Source organism: Neorhizobium sp. USDA 3394, assembly GCF_056280385.1.
Window position 1 is genome coordinate 1,633,574 of the sequence record NZ_JBWCDU010000002.1, and the last position, 17,677, is coordinate 1,651,250.

15 protein-coding genes are annotated in these 17,677 nt (G+C 62.4%); 13 read left to right on the forward strand and 2 right to left on the reverse strand.

Annotation, left to right across the window (positions count from 1 at the left end; all coding sequences use genetic code 11):
* The first annotated feature begins 209 nt into the window (after nucleotides 1-209).
* From ACZ9EJ_RS29285 to ACZ9EJ_RS29345, 13 genes are all read left to right on the forward strand, one after another.
* Nucleotides 210-725, forward strand: coding sequence for a sigma-70 family RNA polymerase sigma factor (locus ACZ9EJ_RS29285; RefSeq protein WP_046634306.1), 516 nt, complete (start codon nucleotides 210-212; stop codon nucleotides 723-725).
* Nucleotides 726-825: 100 nt separating this feature from the next.
* Complete coding sequence (locus tag ACZ9EJ_RS29290; RefSeq protein WP_251090672.1) at nucleotides 826-1,800, forward strand: FecR family protein; 975 nt, start codon at nucleotides 826-828, stop codon at nucleotides 1,798-1,800.
* A gap of 197 nt (nucleotides 1,801-1,997) precedes the next feature.
* A complete protein-coding gene (locus tag ACZ9EJ_RS29295) occupies nucleotides 1,998-4,208 on the forward strand; it encodes a TonB-dependent receptor (protein ID WP_052764644.1) in 2,211 nt (736 codons plus the stop codon).
* A gap of 107 nt (nucleotides 4,209-4,315) precedes the next feature.
* The gene (locus ACZ9EJ_RS29300; RefSeq protein ID WP_046641247.1) at nucleotides 4,316-4,615 is read left to right on the forward strand and encodes a DUF2218 domain-containing protein; all 300 of its coding nucleotides are present in this window, start codon (nucleotides 4,316-4,318) and stop codon (nucleotides 4,613-4,615) included.
* A gap of 43 nt (nucleotides 4,616-4,658) precedes the next feature.
* Nucleotides 4,659-5,558, forward strand: coding sequence for a siderophore ABC transporter substrate-binding protein (locus tag ACZ9EJ_RS29305; RefSeq protein ID WP_046641248.1), 900 nt, complete (start codon nucleotides 4,659-4,661; stop codon nucleotides 5,556-5,558).
* A complete protein-coding gene (locus ACZ9EJ_RS29310) occupies nucleotides 5,555-6,532 on the forward strand; it encodes an ABC transporter permease (RefSeq protein ID WP_046641249.1) in 978 nt (325 codons plus the stop codon). The genes ACZ9EJ_RS29305 and ACZ9EJ_RS29310 overlap by 4 nt, the downstream gene beginning before the upstream one ends.
* Before the next feature lie 10 nt (nucleotides 6,533-6,542).
* Nucleotides 6,543-7,484 carry an iron chelate uptake ABC transporter family permease subunit gene (locus tag ACZ9EJ_RS29315; protein WP_046641250.1) on the forward strand — a complete coding sequence of 314 codons (942 nt, stop codon included), beginning with the start codon at nucleotides 6,543-6,545 and terminating at the stop codon, nucleotides 7,482-7,484.
* Nucleotides 7,481-8,239, forward strand: a complete 759-nt coding sequence (locus tag ACZ9EJ_RS29320; protein ID WP_046641251.1) for an iron ABC transporter ATP-binding protein — start codon at nucleotides 7,481-7,483, stop codon at nucleotides 8,237-8,239. The genes ACZ9EJ_RS29315 and ACZ9EJ_RS29320 overlap by 4 nt, the downstream gene beginning before the upstream one ends.
* 333 nt (nucleotides 8,240-8,572) lie before the next feature.
* Nucleotides 8,573-10,405: an ABC transporter ATP-binding protein gene (locus ACZ9EJ_RS29325; RefSeq protein ID WP_046634291.1), complete on the forward strand. Its 1,833-nt coding sequence runs from the start codon at nucleotides 8,573-8,575 to the stop codon at nucleotides 10,403-10,405.
* Between the two features lie 37 nt (nucleotides 10,406-10,442).
* Entirely contained in the window at nucleotides 10,443-11,978 is a 1,536-nt protein-coding gene (locus tag ACZ9EJ_RS29330) for an ABC transporter substrate-binding protein (RefSeq protein WP_046641252.1), read from the forward strand.
* A gap of 65 nt (nucleotides 11,979-12,043) precedes the next feature.
* Nucleotides 12,044-12,967 (forward strand): ABC transporter permease, encoded by a 924-nt coding sequence (locus ACZ9EJ_RS29335; protein ID WP_046641253.1) that lies wholly within the window; start codon nucleotides 12,044-12,046, stop codon nucleotides 12,965-12,967.
* Nucleotides 12,968-12,972: 5 nt separating this feature from the next.
* The gene (locus tag ACZ9EJ_RS29340; RefSeq protein WP_476100374.1) at nucleotides 12,973-13,818 is read left to right on the forward strand and encodes an ABC transporter permease; all 846 of its coding nucleotides are present in this window, start codon (nucleotides 12,973-12,975) and stop codon (nucleotides 13,816-13,818) included.
* Nucleotides 13,815-15,551 carry a M14 family zinc carboxypeptidase gene (locus ACZ9EJ_RS29345; RefSeq protein ID WP_046641255.1) on the forward strand — a complete coding sequence of 579 codons (1,737 nt, stop codon included), beginning with the start codon at nucleotides 13,815-13,817 and terminating at the stop codon, nucleotides 15,549-15,551. Before ACZ9EJ_RS29340 ends, ACZ9EJ_RS29345 begins: the two co-directional genes overlap by 4 nt.
* Before the next feature lie 36 nt (nucleotides 15,552-15,587).
* On the opposite strand, the gene hutC is transcribed toward ACZ9EJ_RS29345, so the two are convergent.
* Entirely contained in the window at nucleotides 15,588-16,313 is a 726-nt protein-coding gene (hutC, locus tag ACZ9EJ_RS29350; protein ID WP_046641256.1) for a histidine utilization repressor, read from the reverse strand.
* Nucleotides 16,310-17,656, reverse strand: coding sequence for a formimidoylglutamate deiminase (locus ACZ9EJ_RS29355; protein WP_046641257.1), 1,347 nt, complete (start codon nucleotides 17,654-17,656; stop codon nucleotides 16,310-16,312). The genes hutC and ACZ9EJ_RS29355 overlap by 4 nt, the downstream gene beginning before the upstream one ends.
* Nucleotides 17,657-17,677: the final 21 nt, after the last annotated feature.

Consider the following 17,677-nt stretch of genomic DNA (forward strand, 5'->3'; position numbering starts at 1 on the left):
GACGGGTGCAGGACCTATAACGGCAGCAGAGGCAATCCACGCCTTTGCTGCCGCCATCATAATATGACTATTGCATTCAAGTTTTTGATGATAGATATGCGCCGCATGATGGGCAAACCAACCATGTCATTCATATCATCGACCCAGCCGTTGCACATCGTGGCGAGCGCTGGGTCAGCATATTAGACGAGCTCAGATACTCTGACCCCATGACCTTGGAAGCTGAAAGTCGTCACAGCCTCTATCTCGCCCACCGCTCGGCGCTGGTCGACTATGCCGCTCGGATCCTGGGCTCCCGGGAAGCGGCCGAGGACATCGTGCAGGAAGCCTATCTGCGTTTCGCGCCGGGGAAGACGCCCGGCGAATCGGCGCGCCAGGGGCTTGCCTATCTCTATCGCATCGTCCGCAATCTCTCCTTCGACGTCTTGAAGCGCCGTAAGATCGAGTATCGTGGCCATGCCGAAGACCCGCCCTTCTGGACCATTCCACAGGCCGCCGACAATCCCGAACAGACGGTGATGTTCGGCGACGAGGTGCGCGTTGCGGCGGCAGCACTCGACGCGCTTCCAAGCGAGATCCGGATTGCGGTGGAAATGTACCGTTTCGGCGGCCATACGCTCGAAGGCGTGGCCGATCACCTGGGCATCTCCGTTGCCACCGCCCATCGCCACGTGCGGACCGCCATGGTCAAGATCGCCACCGCGCTCGACAGGAAAAACGCCTGAATATCTCCACACATGCGAAAAATCCGGACCAGCCAATCGTTTCTACGCAAGAAGGGGAATTTCGGATAGAGATCGCAAGACATCCGAAGCAGGTTGAGACTTGGCAGGGCACGACAAAACGGACGAGAGCATTCTGGAGGAGGCGATGGACTGGTTCCTGCGCCTGCGCGAACCACATCGTACAGCCGCCGACGAGCGCGATTTCGGCCGCTGGTTCGAGCGCTCGCCTGCAAATCGCGATGCCTGGACGAAGGCCTGCAAGACCTGGGAGCTGATGGGCGAGACAACGCCCATACATCAAGACCTCTGGAGACCGGCCGGCCAGGCGAAAATGCTTGCCGCCCGCCACCGACGGCGGGTCTTGGGTGCGGGCGCGGCGCTGGCGCTGGCGGCCTGTCTTGTGCTGGCGTTGGCCGGCCCCTCGCTCTTCATTCGCTACCGGGCAGATTTCAGGACTGCAACGGCCGAACTGCGCAAGATCACGCTCGAGGACGGCAGCGCGGTCGAACTCGGCGCCGAAAGCGCGATCGATACGGATTTCGCCAACGGCGCACGGCATGTGACGCTGCTTTCCGGCGAAGCCTTCTTCGACGTCAAACATGATCCGGCGCGGCCCTTTACCGTCACCGCAGCCGGCGTGAATGTCACCGTGCTCGGCACCGCGTTCGACGTCCATATCAAGCCCGAAGATACGACGGTGGAACTGGTTCGCGGGTTGGTTGGCCTCACGGTCGACGGCGCGGCGAAAACCTTCGAGCTTTCTCCCGGCGATTCCGTGACCGTCAGCCGCACCGATGGCCAGGTGTCGCGTGCAAGACTGGCGCCGGAAGACATGGCGGCCTGGCGGAACGGACGGCTGTTCGTCAATGACGTGACGGTCGCCTCGGTCGTCGACGAGCTGCAGCGCTATCACTCCGCCTGGATCAGCATCCCGAGCGGCGATCTCGCCAATCGGCGCGTCACCGGTCTCTACGATCTCTCCGATCCCGATCGGGCGCTCGAAGCGCTGGTCCAGCCCTATGGCGGCAGGGTGCACCACATCTCGCCCTATCTCAGGGTGCTAGCGCTTTTCTAGGCCGTTAAAATTTCCTGAAAATTTTTGCGATGCGGTGAAAAAAGCGCCGGGCGCAGTCGTCTCTATCCTGAAGCGCAGGCCGGGGGGCCTTGGCGAAGACAGTGTAGCAGGAGACGGGGCGGATGATTTTGCCGGTAAGTGTAGTAGTGCGTGGCGTGGGGGCAAAGGGCAGGCGGAACGCTTTTGCAGTGAGATTGATGACAACGGTCGCGGCCGCCGCGATTGGCGGAAGCGCGATTTTTACATCCCCGGCTCTCGCCCAGACGGCGACGCGCAGCTTCAATATCCCGGCTCAGCCACTCGCTTCGGCTCTCAATAGCTTCGGCCGCCAGTCCGGCCTTCAGGTGACGCTGGCTGCCTCGACTTCCCGCGGCGTCACCGCACAGGCTGTCAGCGGCAATCTCACGCCGGATCAGGCGCTCGCCCGCATGCTTGCAGGGACGGGCGTGAATTACAGGATCGCCAACGGCACGGCCGTCATCGGCACTCCCGCAAGTGCGTCCGGCGATGTGCCGGCCGAAGGAGCCACGACACTGAGGCCGATCGTCCTGCAGGGCCAGCCGGGCGCCGAAGGCGATGTCGGCGAAACCGTCATCGGCCCTGAACAGCTCGAGCGCATCAACCCCACCGACCTCGCGGACGTGTTCCGGGAACAGGCCGGCATACAGGTGGGCAGCTCGCTTCCCATGTCGCAGAAGGTCTATGTCCACGGGGTCGAGGAAACCAATCTCGCCGTCAGCATCGACGGTGCGCGCCAGAACAACAAGGTCTTCCATCACAACGCGACCAACCTGATCGACCCGAGCCTGCTGAAGGCAGTGGACGTGGACGCAGGCATCGCACCGGCCGACGCCGGTCCCGGCGCGCTTGCCGGCTCGATCAACTACGAAACCAAGGATGCGATCGATCTTCTGGCGCCGGGAAAATCCTTCGGCGGCTTCGTCACATCGACCTACAACTTCAACAGCGATACGGTGACGACCGGGCTTTCCGCGTACGGCAAGCGTGAGGGTTTCGAGTTCCTCGGCTATTTCAATTTTGCCAAGGGCGACGACTTCGTCAGCGGCGCCGGAAGTGAGGTTTCCGGCACCGAAACCGACCTGCTCTCGGGCCTTGGCAAACTTGCCTATGAGGCAGAGAGCGGCGACCGCTTCGAGATCAGTTACGATCGCAGCCGCGACGACGGGTTGCGTCCCTACCGTGCCAATGCCGGCCATATCGTCCGGCCGCCGTGGGAGCCGTTGGTGCGCAATTACGAGATCGACCGCCAGAACCTTGTCTTCACCTATACGGATACCTCGCCCGAAGGTTGGTGGGATCCGAGAGTGGTGCTTGCCTATAGCGGCTCGGAAGTCACCGTGCCGGTCTATGGCTCTGCGGGGTATCTTTATGACGCCACCGGCAACACGACCAGCTTCAACGGGAAGTTCGAGAACAAGTTCTCCTTCGATATCGGCAATGTCGTCGCGGGCGTCGACTTCTATTCCGACATCGCGGATCTGGATGCCGACGTCGATTCGTCGAAAGAAAAGGCGCGGAATACTGGCTTTTATGCACAGGCACGGCTGGAGCCCTGGGACCGCACCCGTCTTTCGTTCGGCGGCCGAGCGGACTATCAGTGGTTCACCGGTGTCGGCGGGCAGGATTACGACAATGGCGGCCTGAGCGGCAATATCTCCGGCGAATACGACCTGACGGACGTGCTGACCGCCAAGGCCGGCTTCTCGCATGTCTGGGCCGGCATACCGCTGGCGGAAAACTTCGTCATGAACCCAGCCTGGACTTATGGTCCCGACGGGCCGGAACCGGTCACCGCCAACAACTACATGGTTGGGATCGAGGCGGAATATGAAGGCTTCACTGCAGAGGCAAGCCTTTTCCGGACGGACATCTACAATGCGCGTGCGGTGCGCTACAGCCCGGCCGCGACAGGTTCAATCATCGAACGGGACATGGTATCACAAGGGTTCGAACTCGGCGCAGGCTATGAGTGGGCGAATGGCTATGTGAAAGTCAAATACGCTCATATCCGAGTGGATATCGATGGCGTTCCCGCCGACTCCGATACCGGCAACTATCTCGCCACGCCGGTTGGCGATATCATCACCATCACGGCCGCCCATACATTTGTCGACTGGGGCCTGACGATCGGCGGCGATATCGAGATCGCCCCGGAATATGACCATGTCGCCGGCGGCGCCCCGGCCTACAAGGCCTATGAGGTGGTCAACGCCTTCGCCGAATGGAAGCCCGAGGCTCTGCCGAATTTCACCTTCCGCGCCGAGGTCCAGAACGTCTTCGACGAGACCTATGCGGACCGCGCCACCTATGGTCAGGAATTTGGGACCGTCAGACCCCTCTACGAACCGGGCCGCAGCTTCCTTCTGACCGCCAAGGCGACGTTTTGAAGAACATGATCATGCGTTCACATGATCGTGCGGCAACCGCGCTCCCGATTGCCGCGGCTGTACCGGTGAGATAAGTGGATATCTTTACTCATCTTAAGGAGAGAGCTTTGTTACAGGCGACTACGGAATGGCGCACCGAGCACGGCGGAAAATACCTTGTCCAGTTGTGCAAGCATTTCGCTCACAAGATCGACGTCTCCTATTCCGAGACCCATGGGGAGTGCCGCTTTTCCTGCGGTACCGCCATTCTCGAGGCAGATGACGGCGGCCTCAGGATCGTCGCAACAGCAGCCGACGAGGAACGGCTGACGGAAACGGAATCGGTGATTGAGAGGCATCTCGTGCGCTTCGCTTTCCGTGAAAATCTGGAAGCCCTGCAGTGGCAGAGACCGGATCGGGCGGCCTGAGGCGCGATCCGCATTCGGCCAACGACCATGAGATGGTGAGAGAATGAACTTGCGGACGATCGCGGCTTTTGCCGCTTTTGCTTTTTCAGCCCTCCCCGCCCACGCGGCGGATATCCTGACCGCCAAGGGCCTAGTGCGGGTTGCCCCCTCACCCGCCAAAATCGCGGTCCTGGATATCGCGGCGCTCGATACGCTCGATCGCCTCGGCATCAAGCCGGCCGGCGTTCCGCAGAAGCTGTACCTCCCGCAACTGGAGCACCTGAAACAGGGCGCGGAAATCGTCGGCGATCTCTTCGAGCCCGATCTCGAGGCCCTCAGCGCGCTCGGTCCGGACCTGATCATCGTCGGCGGCCGCTCCTCGACCAAGGCTTCGGCGACCGCGCAGGTCGCGCAGACCATCGACATGACCATGGATGGCGACGACCTCGTCGCCCAGGCCAAGGAACGGTTGGCCGCCTATGGCGCTCTCTTCGGCAAGACGGCGGAGGCGGCTTCCGCCGGGAAGGAACTGGATGCCCGCATAGAGGCCGCAAAGGCGGCGATTGCCGGAAAGGGCAAGGGCCTGATCATCATGACCAACGGGCCGAAAGTCACCGCCTATGGTCCCGGCTCGCGCTTCGGCTGGGTGCATGCCGCGCTGAACCTGCCGGCGGCGGCGCCCGACATCGAAGCCGCCAATCACGGCGAAGCGATCTCCTTCGAGTTCATCGCCAAGGCAAATCCCGACTGGCTTCTGGTGCTCGACCGCGCCGCCGCGATCGGTTCCGGCGAACAGAGCGCCAAAACGACGCTCGACAACGAACTGGTCGCCGAGACAACGGCCTGGAAGAAGAACCAGGTGATCTATCTGCCGGCCGCAGACTTCTACATCGCCGCCGGCGGGGTGCAGTCGGTCCAGCGGGTCGTCGCGACCATCGCTGAGGCATTCACCGCCGCCAGATGAGCATTGCCGCCGCCAAGCAATCGTCGAAAACGGGGTGGATCGCCGGCCTGATGCTCGCGATCCTTTTTGTTTCCAGCCTCTGTGTCGGGGTCGGCGACATGCCGGTCACCCTTCTGTTCTCGGACGCGCAGGCGCTCGAACTCCTGCTCGTCAGCCGCCTGCCCCGCACACTCGCGGCGATCCTCGTCGGCGCCGGCCTGGCGATCGCCGGGCTCATCATGCAGACGCTTGCCCGCAACCGCTATGTGGAGCCCGCAACCGCCGGGACGGCCCAGAGCGCCGAGCTTGGTATCCTGCTCGTCACCCTCTTCTTTCCCTCCGCCAGCCTTCTGTTCAAAAGCCTGGCGGCGAGTGCCGCCGCTCTTCTCGGGACCTCGCTCTTCCTGATGACGGCGCACCGGCTTCCGCCGACGCAGCCCTTCCTCGTGCCGCTCTTCGGGCTCGTCTATGGCGGCGTCATCGGCGCGGCAGTCACCTTCCTCGCCTGGGAGGCCGACCTTCTGCAATATCTCTCGGTCTGGACCAATGGCGACTTTTCCGGCGTCCTGCGCGGGCGATACGAACTCCTGTGGCTCGGGGCACTGATGGTGGTGATCGCCTGGATCGTCGCCGACCGGCTGACGATCATGGCACTCGGCCGCGATGCGAGCATCGGCCTCGGTCTTGACTATGCGCGCATGCTGCAGCTCGGGCTGATCATCGTCTCCGTCATTTCGGCCTTGAGCGTCGTGGTCGTCGGCATGATCCCCTTCGTTGGCCTCGTGGTGCCGAACATCGTCTCAAGGTTGATGGGCGACAACATGCGCGGCACGCTGCCTTTCGTGGCAGCGAGCGGCGCGATCCTGGTGCTCGGCTGCGACATCCTCGGGCGGTTGATCCGCTATCCCTACGAAATCCCGGTTGGAACGATGATGGGCTGCGTCGGCGGGCTGATCTTCCTCTGGCTTCTGTTCCGCCGGCCTTCCCATGTCTGAGCGCCCGCACATGCCCGATCGCCGGCTTCTCTTTCTGGCCGGGGTGGCCCTCCTCTGCCTCATCGCCTTCATGGCGATCGGGCTGCGCGGCAATATCGGCTTCGTGCTCGCCCTGCGCGCCACGAAGCTCGCAGCCCTTCTGCAGGTGAGCGTGTCGATCGCTATCTCGACGGTGATCTTCCAGACGGTCACCAACAACCGCATCCTGACCCCATCGATCATGGGTCTCGACGCGCTTTACCTGTTCGGCCAGATGCTGCTCGTCTTCCTGCTCGGCGGGCTCGGTTATGCGGCGCTCGACGCGCAGCTCAAGTTCGGCGGCGAGATCGTTGTACTGATGGCACTGGCAACGGGCCTTCTTTCGCCGATGCTCCGCCGCCGCGCCGAGATGGGTCTGATGCTGCTCGCCGGCATCATCTTCGGCATCCTGTTCCGCAGCCTGCATTCGCTGCTGGCACGCCTGGTCGATCCCAATGACTTCGCCGTCGTCCAGGGCGCGAGTTTCGCCAATTTCAACGACGTCCGCACCGACCTTCTCGCCTTTGCCTCCATCCTGACAATCGCCGGCATCGTGATTGCCTGGAGGGCGCGGCATGTGCTCGATGTCATTGCACTCGGCGCCGATACGGCGACCGGGCTGGGGATCGGCTGGTCGCGCACCGTCACCGGGCTGCTGCTGCTCGTTTCGGCGCTTGTCGCCGTTTCGACGGCGCTGGTGGGGCCTGTCGCATTTTTCGGCCTCCTGGTCGTGGCGCTTGCCGAACGCGTCGTCGATACGCGAAGCCACGCGGTTCTGATGCCCGCCGCCATGCTGACGGCCGTCATCATCCTCGTCGGCGGACAGACGCTGTTTCAGCATGCGCTGGGCAGCAGTTCGACACTCGGCGTCGTCATCGAATTCGTGGGCGGCCTCGCCTTTCTTGTTCTGCTCGTTTTCGGGAGCCGCAAATGATCCGGATAGAGAACGTCTCGCTGCGGCACGGCAAGACGCAGATCCTCCACGACATTTCCCTGACGATCGCGAAGGGCGGCATCACCGCTCTGGTCGGCCCGAACGGCGCAGGCAAATCCTCGCTCCTGTCGCTCATCGCAAGGCTGCAGCCGTTGCAGGCCGGGAGGATCACTGTCGACGGTTTCCCCGTAGACACGACACCGAACCGCGATCTCGCCCGGATCCTCGCCATCCTGCGACAGGATTCGATCTTTACCAGCCGGTTGCGCGTGCGCGAACTCGTGGGCTTCGGCCGTTTTCCGCATGGACGCGGACGCCTGACGCCCGCCGACTACGCGATCATCGACCAGTCGCTGCGACAGTTCGACCTGACGGACCTCGCTGACCGCTTTATCGAAACTCTTTCCGGCGGCCAGCGGCAGCGAGCCTTGGTGGCGATGGCATTTGCCCAGGAGACCGACTACCTGCTGCTCGACGAACCGCTCAACAATCTCGACATGTATTTCGCGCGGGAACTGATGCGTTCGCTCCGCAGGATCGCCGACGAAAACGGAAAAACCATCGTCATCGTATTGCACGACATCAACCAGGCGGGTGCCCATGCCGACCGGATCGTCGCCTTAAAGTCCGGCCGAATTGTCGCCGATGGCGCACCTTGCGACTTGCTGACGCCCAAAACCCTGCAAGCCATCTTCGGCTTCGAGATGCGGGTGGAAACGGTCGACGATACGCCGGTTGTCCTGCATTTCCGCTAGCCTGGGGACCTTCAACGGGACGGAGAGAAGTGAACCTGCCCGGGTAGAGACCATCTGAACCTTCGCCGTCCGACCGTCAGGAATATCAGCTCGTTGCGCCGTTGACAAATTGTCGACAAAGTGATGACATATTCTTATCAAGGCAGGGATGAGGCATTTGACGGAAAGACCGAAAGAAATTCGGAGCCGCCATAGACGGGAGAGCAACCGGATACCGATGGGGGTGGCTGCCAGCAGCCGCCACGCCAGACGTCACGCGCATCTCGTGGATTCCGCTGCCGATGCCTTCAATCAGGCGGTCTGCGCCGCCGCCATCGGTAGGGAGTTTCCCGCGTGACGCCAACCGCCTCCACCCCTCTTCTGGCCGTGGACGACCTGTCGGTCGAGTTTGGCGCCTCGCGCGTCATCGAGAATCTGAGTTTCTCCGTCTCGGCCGGCCAGACGGTCGCAATCGTCGGCGAATCCGGTTCGGGCAAGTCGGTGACCTCGCTGTCGATCATGCGGCTTGCCGACATGCTCGGTGCCAGCTATCCGACCGGACGCATCCTGTTCCAGACCGCAGGCGGCGAGATCGATCTCCTGAAGCTCGACCAGAAGAGGATGCGCCGCATTCGCGGCAAGGAGATCTCGATGATCTTCCAGGAGCCGATGACCTCGCTCAACCCGGTCTTCACGATCGGCGACCAGGTGGCCGAAATTTTGAAGCTGCACGAGGGCAAGTCGAACAGCGCAGCACTCGCCGAGGCAAAGCGCCTGCTCGACATGGTCCGCCTGCCGGATGCGGCGGAACTCTTGACCCGCTATCCGCACCAGCTTTCCGGCGGCATGCGCCAGCGGGTGATGATTGCCATGGCGCTCGCCTGCCGGCCGCGGCTTTTGATCGCCGACGAGCCGACCACGGCGCTCGACGTCACCATCCAGGCCCAGATCCTCAATATCCTGCGCGACCTGCAGAAGGAACTCGGCGCCGCCGTCATCTTCATCACCCATGACATGGGCGTCGTCGCCGAAATGGCAGACGACGTGGTGGTCATGTGGAAGGGCAAGGCGGTGGAAAAGGGTAAGGCGCTCGATGTTTTCGAAAGACCAACCAATGCCTATACGCGCACGCTGCTCGCAGCAGTGCCGAAGCTCGGCAGCATGACCGGCGAGGAGTTTCCCAAGCGCCTGCCGTTGACGGTGCTCGAAGACGGAGAACCGAAGCTCTCCGGTGTCGAGCGCATCCAGGATACCGCCCGCTATGATGCCGCACCGCTGCTCTCGGTGCGCGATCTCGTGGTACGTTTCGACATCAAGAAGGGCCTGCTCGGCAAGGTCACCCATCGCGTCCACGCGGTGGAAAAGGTCTCTTTCGACATCCATCCGGGCGAGACGCTGGCGCTGGTCGGAGAATCCGGATCGGGCAAGTCGACGATCGGCCGCACCATCCAGCAGCTTCAGAAGGCGACGGCCGGCAATATCACCTTCTCGGGCAAGCCCCTGTCGGCGATGAGCATGGCCGAACGCCACGACCTGCGCCGGGACGTGCAGTATATCTTCCAGGATCCGTTCGCCTCGCTCGATCCGCGCAAGACGGTCGGTTTTTCGATCGCCGAGCCGATCCGCACCCACGGCCTTCTCGACAGCGAGAAGGAGATCGCCAAGACCGTCGATGCCCTGCTCGAACGGGTCGGCCTCACCTCCGCGCATGCCCGCCGATATCCGCACGAGTTTTCCGGCGGCCAGCGCCAGCGCGTCTGCATCGCCCGCGCGCTTGCCTCGAAACCGAAGCTCATCATTGCCGACGAGGCGCTTTCGGCACTCGACGTCTCGATCCAGGCGCAGATCATCAACCTGTTCATGGACCTGCAGGAAGAGCGCGGCCTCGCCTATCTCTTCATCAGCCATGACATGGCCGTGGTCGAGAAGATGAGCCACCGGGTGGCGGTCCTCTATCTCGGCCAGATCATGGAATTCGGCAATCGCCGCCAGATCTTCGAAACGCCCTCGCACGACTATACCCGCCGGCTTCTTTCAGCCGTGCCGGTCGCCGATCCGCGCCAGCGCAAGCCGCTGGCGATGATCGAGGGAGACATTCCAAGCCCGGTCCGGGCTGTCGGCAACGAACCGGTGCTTCTCGCCCGGGAGGAGATCGCGCCAGGACATTACGTGGCCCGCAGCGCGTGACGATTTGACATTCGGTTTTTCAACAGGAGCAAAAACGATGATAAAAATGCAGAGGGGTTTGCGGACGGCATTCGTGGCGATGGCGCTGGCAGGCACGGCGTTCGCGCCGGTCTCGGCTCTCGCCGCCGGCAAGCTGACGGTGTCCTCACCACAGGATCCGGGCAGCTGGGATCCGATCGACACCTTCCTGGTCAACTGGGCCTCGGTCTCGACCAATATCTTTGACGGCCTCACCTATCGCGGCCCCGACCTGAAGCTCGTGCCGGGTCTCGCGACTTCCTGGGAAGTGCTCGACAACGGCATGCGCATCCGCTTCAAGCTGCGTGAAGGCGTAAAATTCCACAACGGCGAGGCCTTCGACGCCGAAGCGGTGAAGTTCACCTTCGACCGCCTGCTCGGTCCGGAAGGCGCCAAGGGTCCGCAACAGTCCAACTACAATTCGATCGGCAGCGTCGAGATCATCGACGCCAACACCGTCGAATTCAAGATGAAGGTCGCCGATCCCGTCATCCTCACCAAGCTCGCCGGTTACGGCGGCATGATCGTTCCGCCGAAATACATTGCCGAAAAGGGCGACGCCTATTTCAACGCCCATCCGGTCGGTACCGGCGCCTTCAAGTTCGTCTCCTACGAGCCGAAGGTGAACATCTTGCTTTCCGCCAACCCCGATTACTTCGGCGGCGCGCCGAAAATTTCGGATCTCGAATACAAGTTCATCTCCGAGCCGGCGACAGCGGTTGCCGAACTGCAGGCCGGCCGTGTCGATCTCGTCATACCGCCGACCATCCCGATCGGCATGATCCCGACCATCCAGGGCAATGCCAAGCTCGCCGTGGTCACTTCTCCCGGCCCGACGGTCTATGCGCTGCGCTTCAACACGCGCGACGGCATCACCAAGGATCCGAAGGTCCGCCAGGCGCTGATCATGGGCGTCGACCGCGATGCGATCATTAAGTCGATCCTCGGTGGCCAGGCACAGCCGATCGCAAGCTTCCAGGGGCCGCTGTCCTTCGGCTTCGACAAGGCCATGAAGCCGCTTCCCTACGATCCGGCGAAGGCGCAGGCTCTCCTCAAGGAAGCCGGCGTCGCTCTGGGCACGGCCCTGCAGATCGACCTTCGCGGCAATGAGGCGACCTTCATCGAAGTCGCGCAGGCGATCTCCGCCTATCTGCAGACGATCGGCATCACCGCGACGATCAAGCCCTATGAGACCAACGTTCTGCTGAACGACATCATCCCGAATGGCAAGACGGGCGCGATGTTCCAGCAGTCCTGGGGCGGTTGGACACTCGACTACGACAACACTGCGGTCGCGATGTACAAGACCAAGGAAAAGTGGAACCCCTACGACAGCGACCCGAAAATGGACGAGCTGCTCGCCAAGCAGCGCACCATCACCAATGTCGCCGAGCGCGAAAAGGTGCTGCAGGAAATCGCCCATTACGCAGCCGACCGGGCGCTGGAAATGCCGCTCTACAACTTGAACGCCATCTTCGGCATCAACAAGCGCGTGAAGAATTTTACGCCCGTGCCGGACAGCCGTCTGAAGTTCACCGACGTCACCGTCGACTAAAATTTCGCGGCCGCCGCCTTCAAACCGGAGGCGGCGGCTCGAACAAGAACAAGGGAACGAGAGATTTGGCCGCATTCCTGATTAAACGCCTGGCTCAGGCGGTTTTCGTCGTGATCGCCGTGACGCTGACGGTTGCCTTCGCGATCCGCCTGACCGGCGATCCGGCGCTGATGCTGACGCAGGGTGCCGGCAGCGTCACCGAGGCCGATCTCGTGCGTATCCGCGAGGGGCTCGGCCTCAACGAGCCGTTCTTCGTTCAATACCTGAACTTCCTGAAGGGCATATTCACGCTCGATTTCGGCAAGAGCTTCCTCGGCGGCACGCCGGTGTCGCTGCTGATCGGCAAGGCGCTGCCCGCGACGCTTGCGCTCGCCTTCACCTCGCTGATCGTCTCGATCGTGATTTCCATTCCGCTTGGCATCAAGGCGGCAACCGCACGCGGCAAATGGGCCGACCAGATGATCCGCATCCTGTCGCTCGTCGGTCTGTCCTTCCCGAATTTCTGGCTGGCGACGATGCTCGTGCTGCTTTTCGCGATTGCCCTGCCTCTGTTACCGCCGAGCGGCATGGATGGATTTGAGAGCTTCATCCTGCCGGCCGTCACCATGGGGGTCATCCTGACGGCGACCAATGTGCGCCTCGTCCGCACCACCATGCTGGAGACGCTGCGCTCGCAATATATCATGGTCGCCCGCGCCAAGGGCCTCAGCGAAAACGCGGTGCTCTACAAACACGCGCTGCGAAACTGCGCCATCCCGCTGATCACCTATTTCGGCCTGCAGTTCGGCGGCCTGCTCGGCGGCATCGTCGTCGTCGAGCGCGTCTTCAACTGGCCGGGCCTCGGCACGCTCGCCTTCGACGCCGTCGGCGCCCGGGACTATCCGGTGCTGCAGGCAGTCATCACCGTTCTGTCGCTGATGATCATCGGCATCAACCTTCTGGTCGACATCGCCTACGGCCTCGTCGACCCCCGCATCCGGACGGAGTGAGAGCCATGGCTTCGCGCGCTGCTTCCTCGAATTTCCTGAAGCTCGAATTCGTCCTTGGCGCCCTGCTGGTCGGCGTCATCGGCATAGCTGTCATCTTCTCCGGTGCAATCTTTCCCGGCGGCGCCGAAAAGATCGACCTGATGTCACGCCTCGTGCCACCGTTCGTCAGGCCGGCGCATGTCTTCGGCACCGATCCGCTCGGACGAGACGTGCTTGCCCGCGTCATGGCCGGCGGCAAGATCTCGCTTCTGGTCGGCTTCGTCTCGGTTGCCGGCGGCGTCACCATCGGCGTCTTCATGGGGCTGATCGCCGGTTATTACCGCGGCATCTGGGACATGCTGGTGATGCGCTTTGCCGATATCCAGCTGGCAATGCCCTTCATCCTGCTCGCCATCACCTTCATCGCCATCGTCGGCGGCGGGCTCGCCAACACCATCATCCTGCTGATCGTCTCGCAATGGGTGCAATATGCCCGCCTGGTGCGCGGTTCGGTGCTGACGTTGCGCGAGCGCGAATTCATCCTTTCGGCGCGCGCCATCGGCGTCAAGAACTGGCGCATCATCGTGCAGCATCTGCTGCCCAACCTGATCGGCCCGGTCATCGTGCTGATGACGCTGAACGTCGCCACCAACGTCCTGCTCGAATCGAGCCTCACCTTCCTCGGCCTCGGCATCGATCCGACCATTCCGAGCTGGGGCGGCATGCTGGCCGAAGGCCGCACCTATCTGCAGACCGCCTGGTGGGTCAGCGTCTTCCCGGGCCTTGCCATCCTTCTCACCGTCCTTGGCCTCAACCTCCTCGGCGACTGGCTGCGCGACAGTCTCGATCCCACAGGCAGAACATCCGCATGACACTGATCCACGCACAGCAGGTCGAACGCACGCTCGACACCCTCGTCGCCCGCTTTTCCGGCGCCAAGGGTACCAGGATCGAAGCCTGGGTGTTCGACGACGAAAAGAGCCGCAGGACGGCCGAGGCGAAACTCGCCGCCACGGGCGTCGATGCGAAGTTCCGTAGCGCCTACAAGCCGTTGCTGCATTTCCTTCTCGAAGAGGTTGATCTCGAGGACCTTTCGGCTCTGCATATCGTCTACCCCGTTCATCAGGCTTGCCCGAAAAACCGTTTCCTGCTGGAAGCCTATCCTCTGGCCGGTCTTGCCGGCGCGGCGCGGCTGACCTTCGAAGCCGGGTCGGAAGATGCCTTTTACGTGGTGACGCTGACGGCCAGGGATGGCAGCATCAGAACCCATAAAGTCTTTGCGCCGAACCGGCTCCACACGGATTTCATCGGCGAAACCCTGCTGTCGCCAACCGGCTGGCTGAGCCTCGACGGCGGAACCGGCGAGCGGCTGGAAACCGACTATGAACTCCTGTTCTCCTCGGCTGTCGAAGCCGTAGCAGCCCATGATTGGGGGGCGACGGAACCCTACTTCGACGAGCTCAATATCGCCGTTACCCTGCCGGCCGAAGACCGGCGTTTGGCCGTCGGCGAAGAGGTCGTCAGCCTGCGCGAGGCGCTCCACGAGGATTTCTATTTCACGCTTCTGGAAATCTTCCAGAAGAAATCCGGCCGGCCGATCGGCGACCGCGGCCTGCAACCCGGCCAGATCATCCCGGAAATCCGCCAAGGGGAGACCATCTCTGTCCGCATCGAAACACGGCCACTCTGGACTTCAGAAGCGGTGACCGAGCCGCAGCGACTCGCTTCCGCCATATCGCCCGTCTCCGTGGCGCAGATCCGCCGGGAACTCGCCGCGATCGATGGCGCGGCCTTCGAAGCCCGCTCGCGGACCGGGCGCGCCGTCGAGGCCCGTTATCACGCGGGCGGCGACAAACCCGTCATCATCAGCGGCGGCCAGCATGCCAACGAGACGACCGGAATCGTCGGCGCGTTGCGTGCCGCGCAGACGCTGAGTTCAAGACCGAACGCGCATTTCGTCATATCGCCGCTCGAAAATCCCGACGGTTACCAGGTGCACTGGCGGCTTCGCGCCGAAAACCCGCTGCACATGCACCATGCGGCGCGTTATACCGCGCTTGGCGACGATCTCGAATATCGCTCCGGCAAGGACCTGTTCGAAAAGGCGATCCGCATCGAGGCCGAGAGGCTGAGCGGCGCCAAGCTGCATGTCAACCTGCACGGTTATCCCTCGCATGAATGGACGCGGCCGCTCTCCGGTTACGTGCCGCGCACGTTCGCTATGTGGACGGTGCCGAAAGGCTTCTTCCTGATCATGCGCCATCACGCCGAATGGACCGCGCAGGCCGAGATCGTGATCGACCGCGTCAGCCGCCACCTCGCCGCCATTCCCGGCCTCGTCGCCTACAACGCTGCGCAGATCAGGCTTTTCGAAACCCATGCCGGCGAAACCGGCTTCCGCATCATCAACGGCTTCCCCTGCCTGATCTCGATCGACGATCGCCACACGGTCCCGCTGACGCTGATTACCGAATATCCGGATGAAACCATCTATGGCCCGGCCTTTATTCAGGGTCACACCGCACAGATGGAAACGGTGCTTGCGGCCTATGAGGCGATGCAGACGATCGAGGAGCCGGCTCCGATCTCGAAACCCGGGGCATAGGCGCCCACGGTCTGCATCGACTAGCCATCCAGCGCCCTAACTCTGTCCCCCGGGCGTGAAGCGAGCGACCAGCGCATGCCGGTCGCCCGGATAGGTGAAGCGCACGAATGTCACCGGCCCGCCGCTGCCCCAGGTCCGCCGTTCGATCGCGAGGCAGGCCGCGTTCCTGGAAATGTCGAGCATCTTTGCAACCTCCGCACTGGCCGGCAGCGCATAGATCCGATGTTCCGCGGTACTCCACGGGACCTGGCTGATAAGCCAGGTCCCGGGCGCCGATTTGGAAAAATCCTCTCCTTCGGCTTCCGGCACGGTCGCAAGGTTGATCAGCCGCTCCTCAAGGCAGAACGGCCGCTCGCCGGCATGATGAAGACACAGGAGATCGAGGACGGATGCCGTCTCCGTAAGTTCCAGATGCTGCTTATCGGCGGGGTTTGCCTCACGCCTAATCCCTTTTTCCAGCCTGTAGGAATAGGGAAGCTTGAGGGAGCGGACCTCTGCTTCGATACTATGGATTTCAAGCACTGCGGCCTGGGTCACCGGCTGCGATACGAAGCTGCCGGATTTCTTGCGCCGCTCGATCAGCCCGGCTCTGGCCAGATGCGTCAGCACCTTGTTGGCGGTCATCCGCGAGCATCCGTATTGTACCGCAAGATCGACCTCGAAAGGCAGGCGATAACCGGGAGGCCATTCGCCGGAGACGATCCGCCCCTCTATATCGCTCAGGATGCGATGATGGAGGGTGGCTTCCTTGCCATTGGTCATAGTGTCAGCAATTCCTGCATTACCGTTCTGAACCGCCGGCCGATCGCATCTCGCCGGATATGCCGCCCGCCCTCGACCTGCTTGCGGCCAAGCGCCCAGACGCAATCCACGGCAATGCCGCCCGCAAATATCCAATGATCGAGAATCTGATCGGCGGCAAGATAGGGAACGTGCTCGACATCGAGCGAAACGATATCGGCGTAATTGCCTTGAGCCAGGCCAACGCCGGCGTTGAGCGCCATTCCGCCGCCCGAAAGCGCCGTCTCGAACAACCGCCTTCCTGTCGAACCTTGCGGCTGCGCAAGGACGTTGCGTTTCTTCAAGCCGAGGCGCTGGGAGTATTCGAGCTGGCGCAGTTCCTGCGCCACTGAGATCAGTATATTCGAATCAGAGCCGATGCCGAAGCGGCCATTCTGCCCGAGGAAAAGCTCGCCGGGGAAAATGCCGTCGCCGAGATTGGATTCGGTGATCGGGCAAAGACCCGCGATAGCGCCGCTGTCCACCATGCGGCGGGTTTCCTCCTCGGTCATATGCGTCGCGTGGATAAGGCACCAGCGCTCGGTAACCGGCATGTTTGCGAAAAGCCATTCGACGGGCCGGGCACCGGACCAGGCGAGGCTGTCCTCGACCTCCTTCACCTGCTCGGCGATATGGATATGCACAGGCCCGTCAACCGCCATCCGCGCAACCTGATCGAGTTCTTCTGCGGTTACCGCCCGGAGGCTGTGGGGAGCAACGCCAAGTTCCGCGCCGGGCATGGAGTCGGTCAGGCGACGGCAGCCTTCCATCGTCTTTGCGAAATCGTCCATCGAATGAATGAACCGGCGCTGTCCTTCGATGGGCGCAGCACCACCGAAGCCGGAATGGGCATAAAAGACCGGCAAGAGCGTCAGACCAATGCCTGCCTCGGCACTTGCCGCCCCGATGCGTTCGGCCATTTCGGCGATATTGGCATAGTGCCCACCGTCTCTGTCGTGGTGGAGATAATGGAATTCGCCAACCCGCGAGAAGCCGGCCTCCAGCATTTCCATGTAGAGTTGTAAAGCGACGACCTCGACCTGTTCCGGCGTCATCGACAGCGCGAACTTGTACATCAGCGTCCGCCAGCTCCAGAAGCTGTCGTCGCCGGGGCCACGAACTTCCGTGAGACCCGCCATGGCGCGCTGGAAGGCATGGCTGTGCAGGTTCGGCATCGCAGGCACCAGCACCTTGTGACGCTCGTCTCCTGGCGCAGCCTCGATGCCGACCTCCACTCCGGCGAGCCGGCCCGCCTCGATCGTCAGCCTTACATTCTGCTGCCAGCCTTCCGGCAGAAGAGCCAATTGCGCGTGAAGCGTGGCCATGGACGCCCTTCCCTTTTCCTC

Coding starts and splice junctions, on each gene's coding strand:
- ACZ9EJ_RS29285 (WP_046634306.1), top strand. CDS start 210: ATGACCTTGGAAGCTGAAAGTCGTCACAGCCTCTATCTCGCCCACCGC.
- ACZ9EJ_RS29295 (WP_052764644.1), top strand. CDS start 1,998: ATGACAACGGTCGCGGCCGCCGCGATTGGCGGAAGCGCGATTTTTACA.
- ACZ9EJ_RS29305 (WP_046641248.1), top strand. CDS start 4,659: ATGAACTTGCGGACGATCGCGGCTTTTGCCGCTTTTGCTTTTTCAGCC.
- ACZ9EJ_RS29310 (WP_046641249.1), top strand. CDS start 5,555: ATGAGCATTGCCGCCGCCAAGCAATCGTCGAAAACGGGGTGGATCGCC.
- ACZ9EJ_RS29315 (WP_046641250.1), top strand. CDS start 6,543: ATGCCCGATCGCCGGCTTCTCTTTCTGGCCGGGGTGGCCCTCCTCTGC.
- ACZ9EJ_RS29320 (WP_046641251.1), top strand. CDS start 7,481: ATGATCCGGATAGAGAACGTCTCGCTGCGGCACGGCAAGACGCAGATC.
- ACZ9EJ_RS29330 (WP_046641252.1), top strand. CDS start 10,443: ATGATAAAAATGCAGAGGGGTTTGCGGACGGCATTCGTGGCGATGGCG.
- ACZ9EJ_RS29340 (WP_476100374.1), top strand. CDS start 12,973: ATGGCTTCGCGCGCTGCTTCCTCGAATTTCCTGAAGCTCGAATTCGTC.
- ACZ9EJ_RS29345 (WP_046641255.1), top strand. CDS start 13,815: ATGACACTGATCCACGCACAGCAGGTCGAACGCACGCTCGACACCCTC.
- hutC (WP_046641256.1), bottom strand. CDS start 16,313: ATGACCAATGGCAAGGAAGCCACCCTCCATCATCGCATCCTGAGCGAT.
- ACZ9EJ_RS29355 (WP_046641257.1), bottom strand. CDS start 17,656: ATGGCCACGCTTCACGCGCAATTGGCTCTTCTGCCGGAAGGCTGGCAG.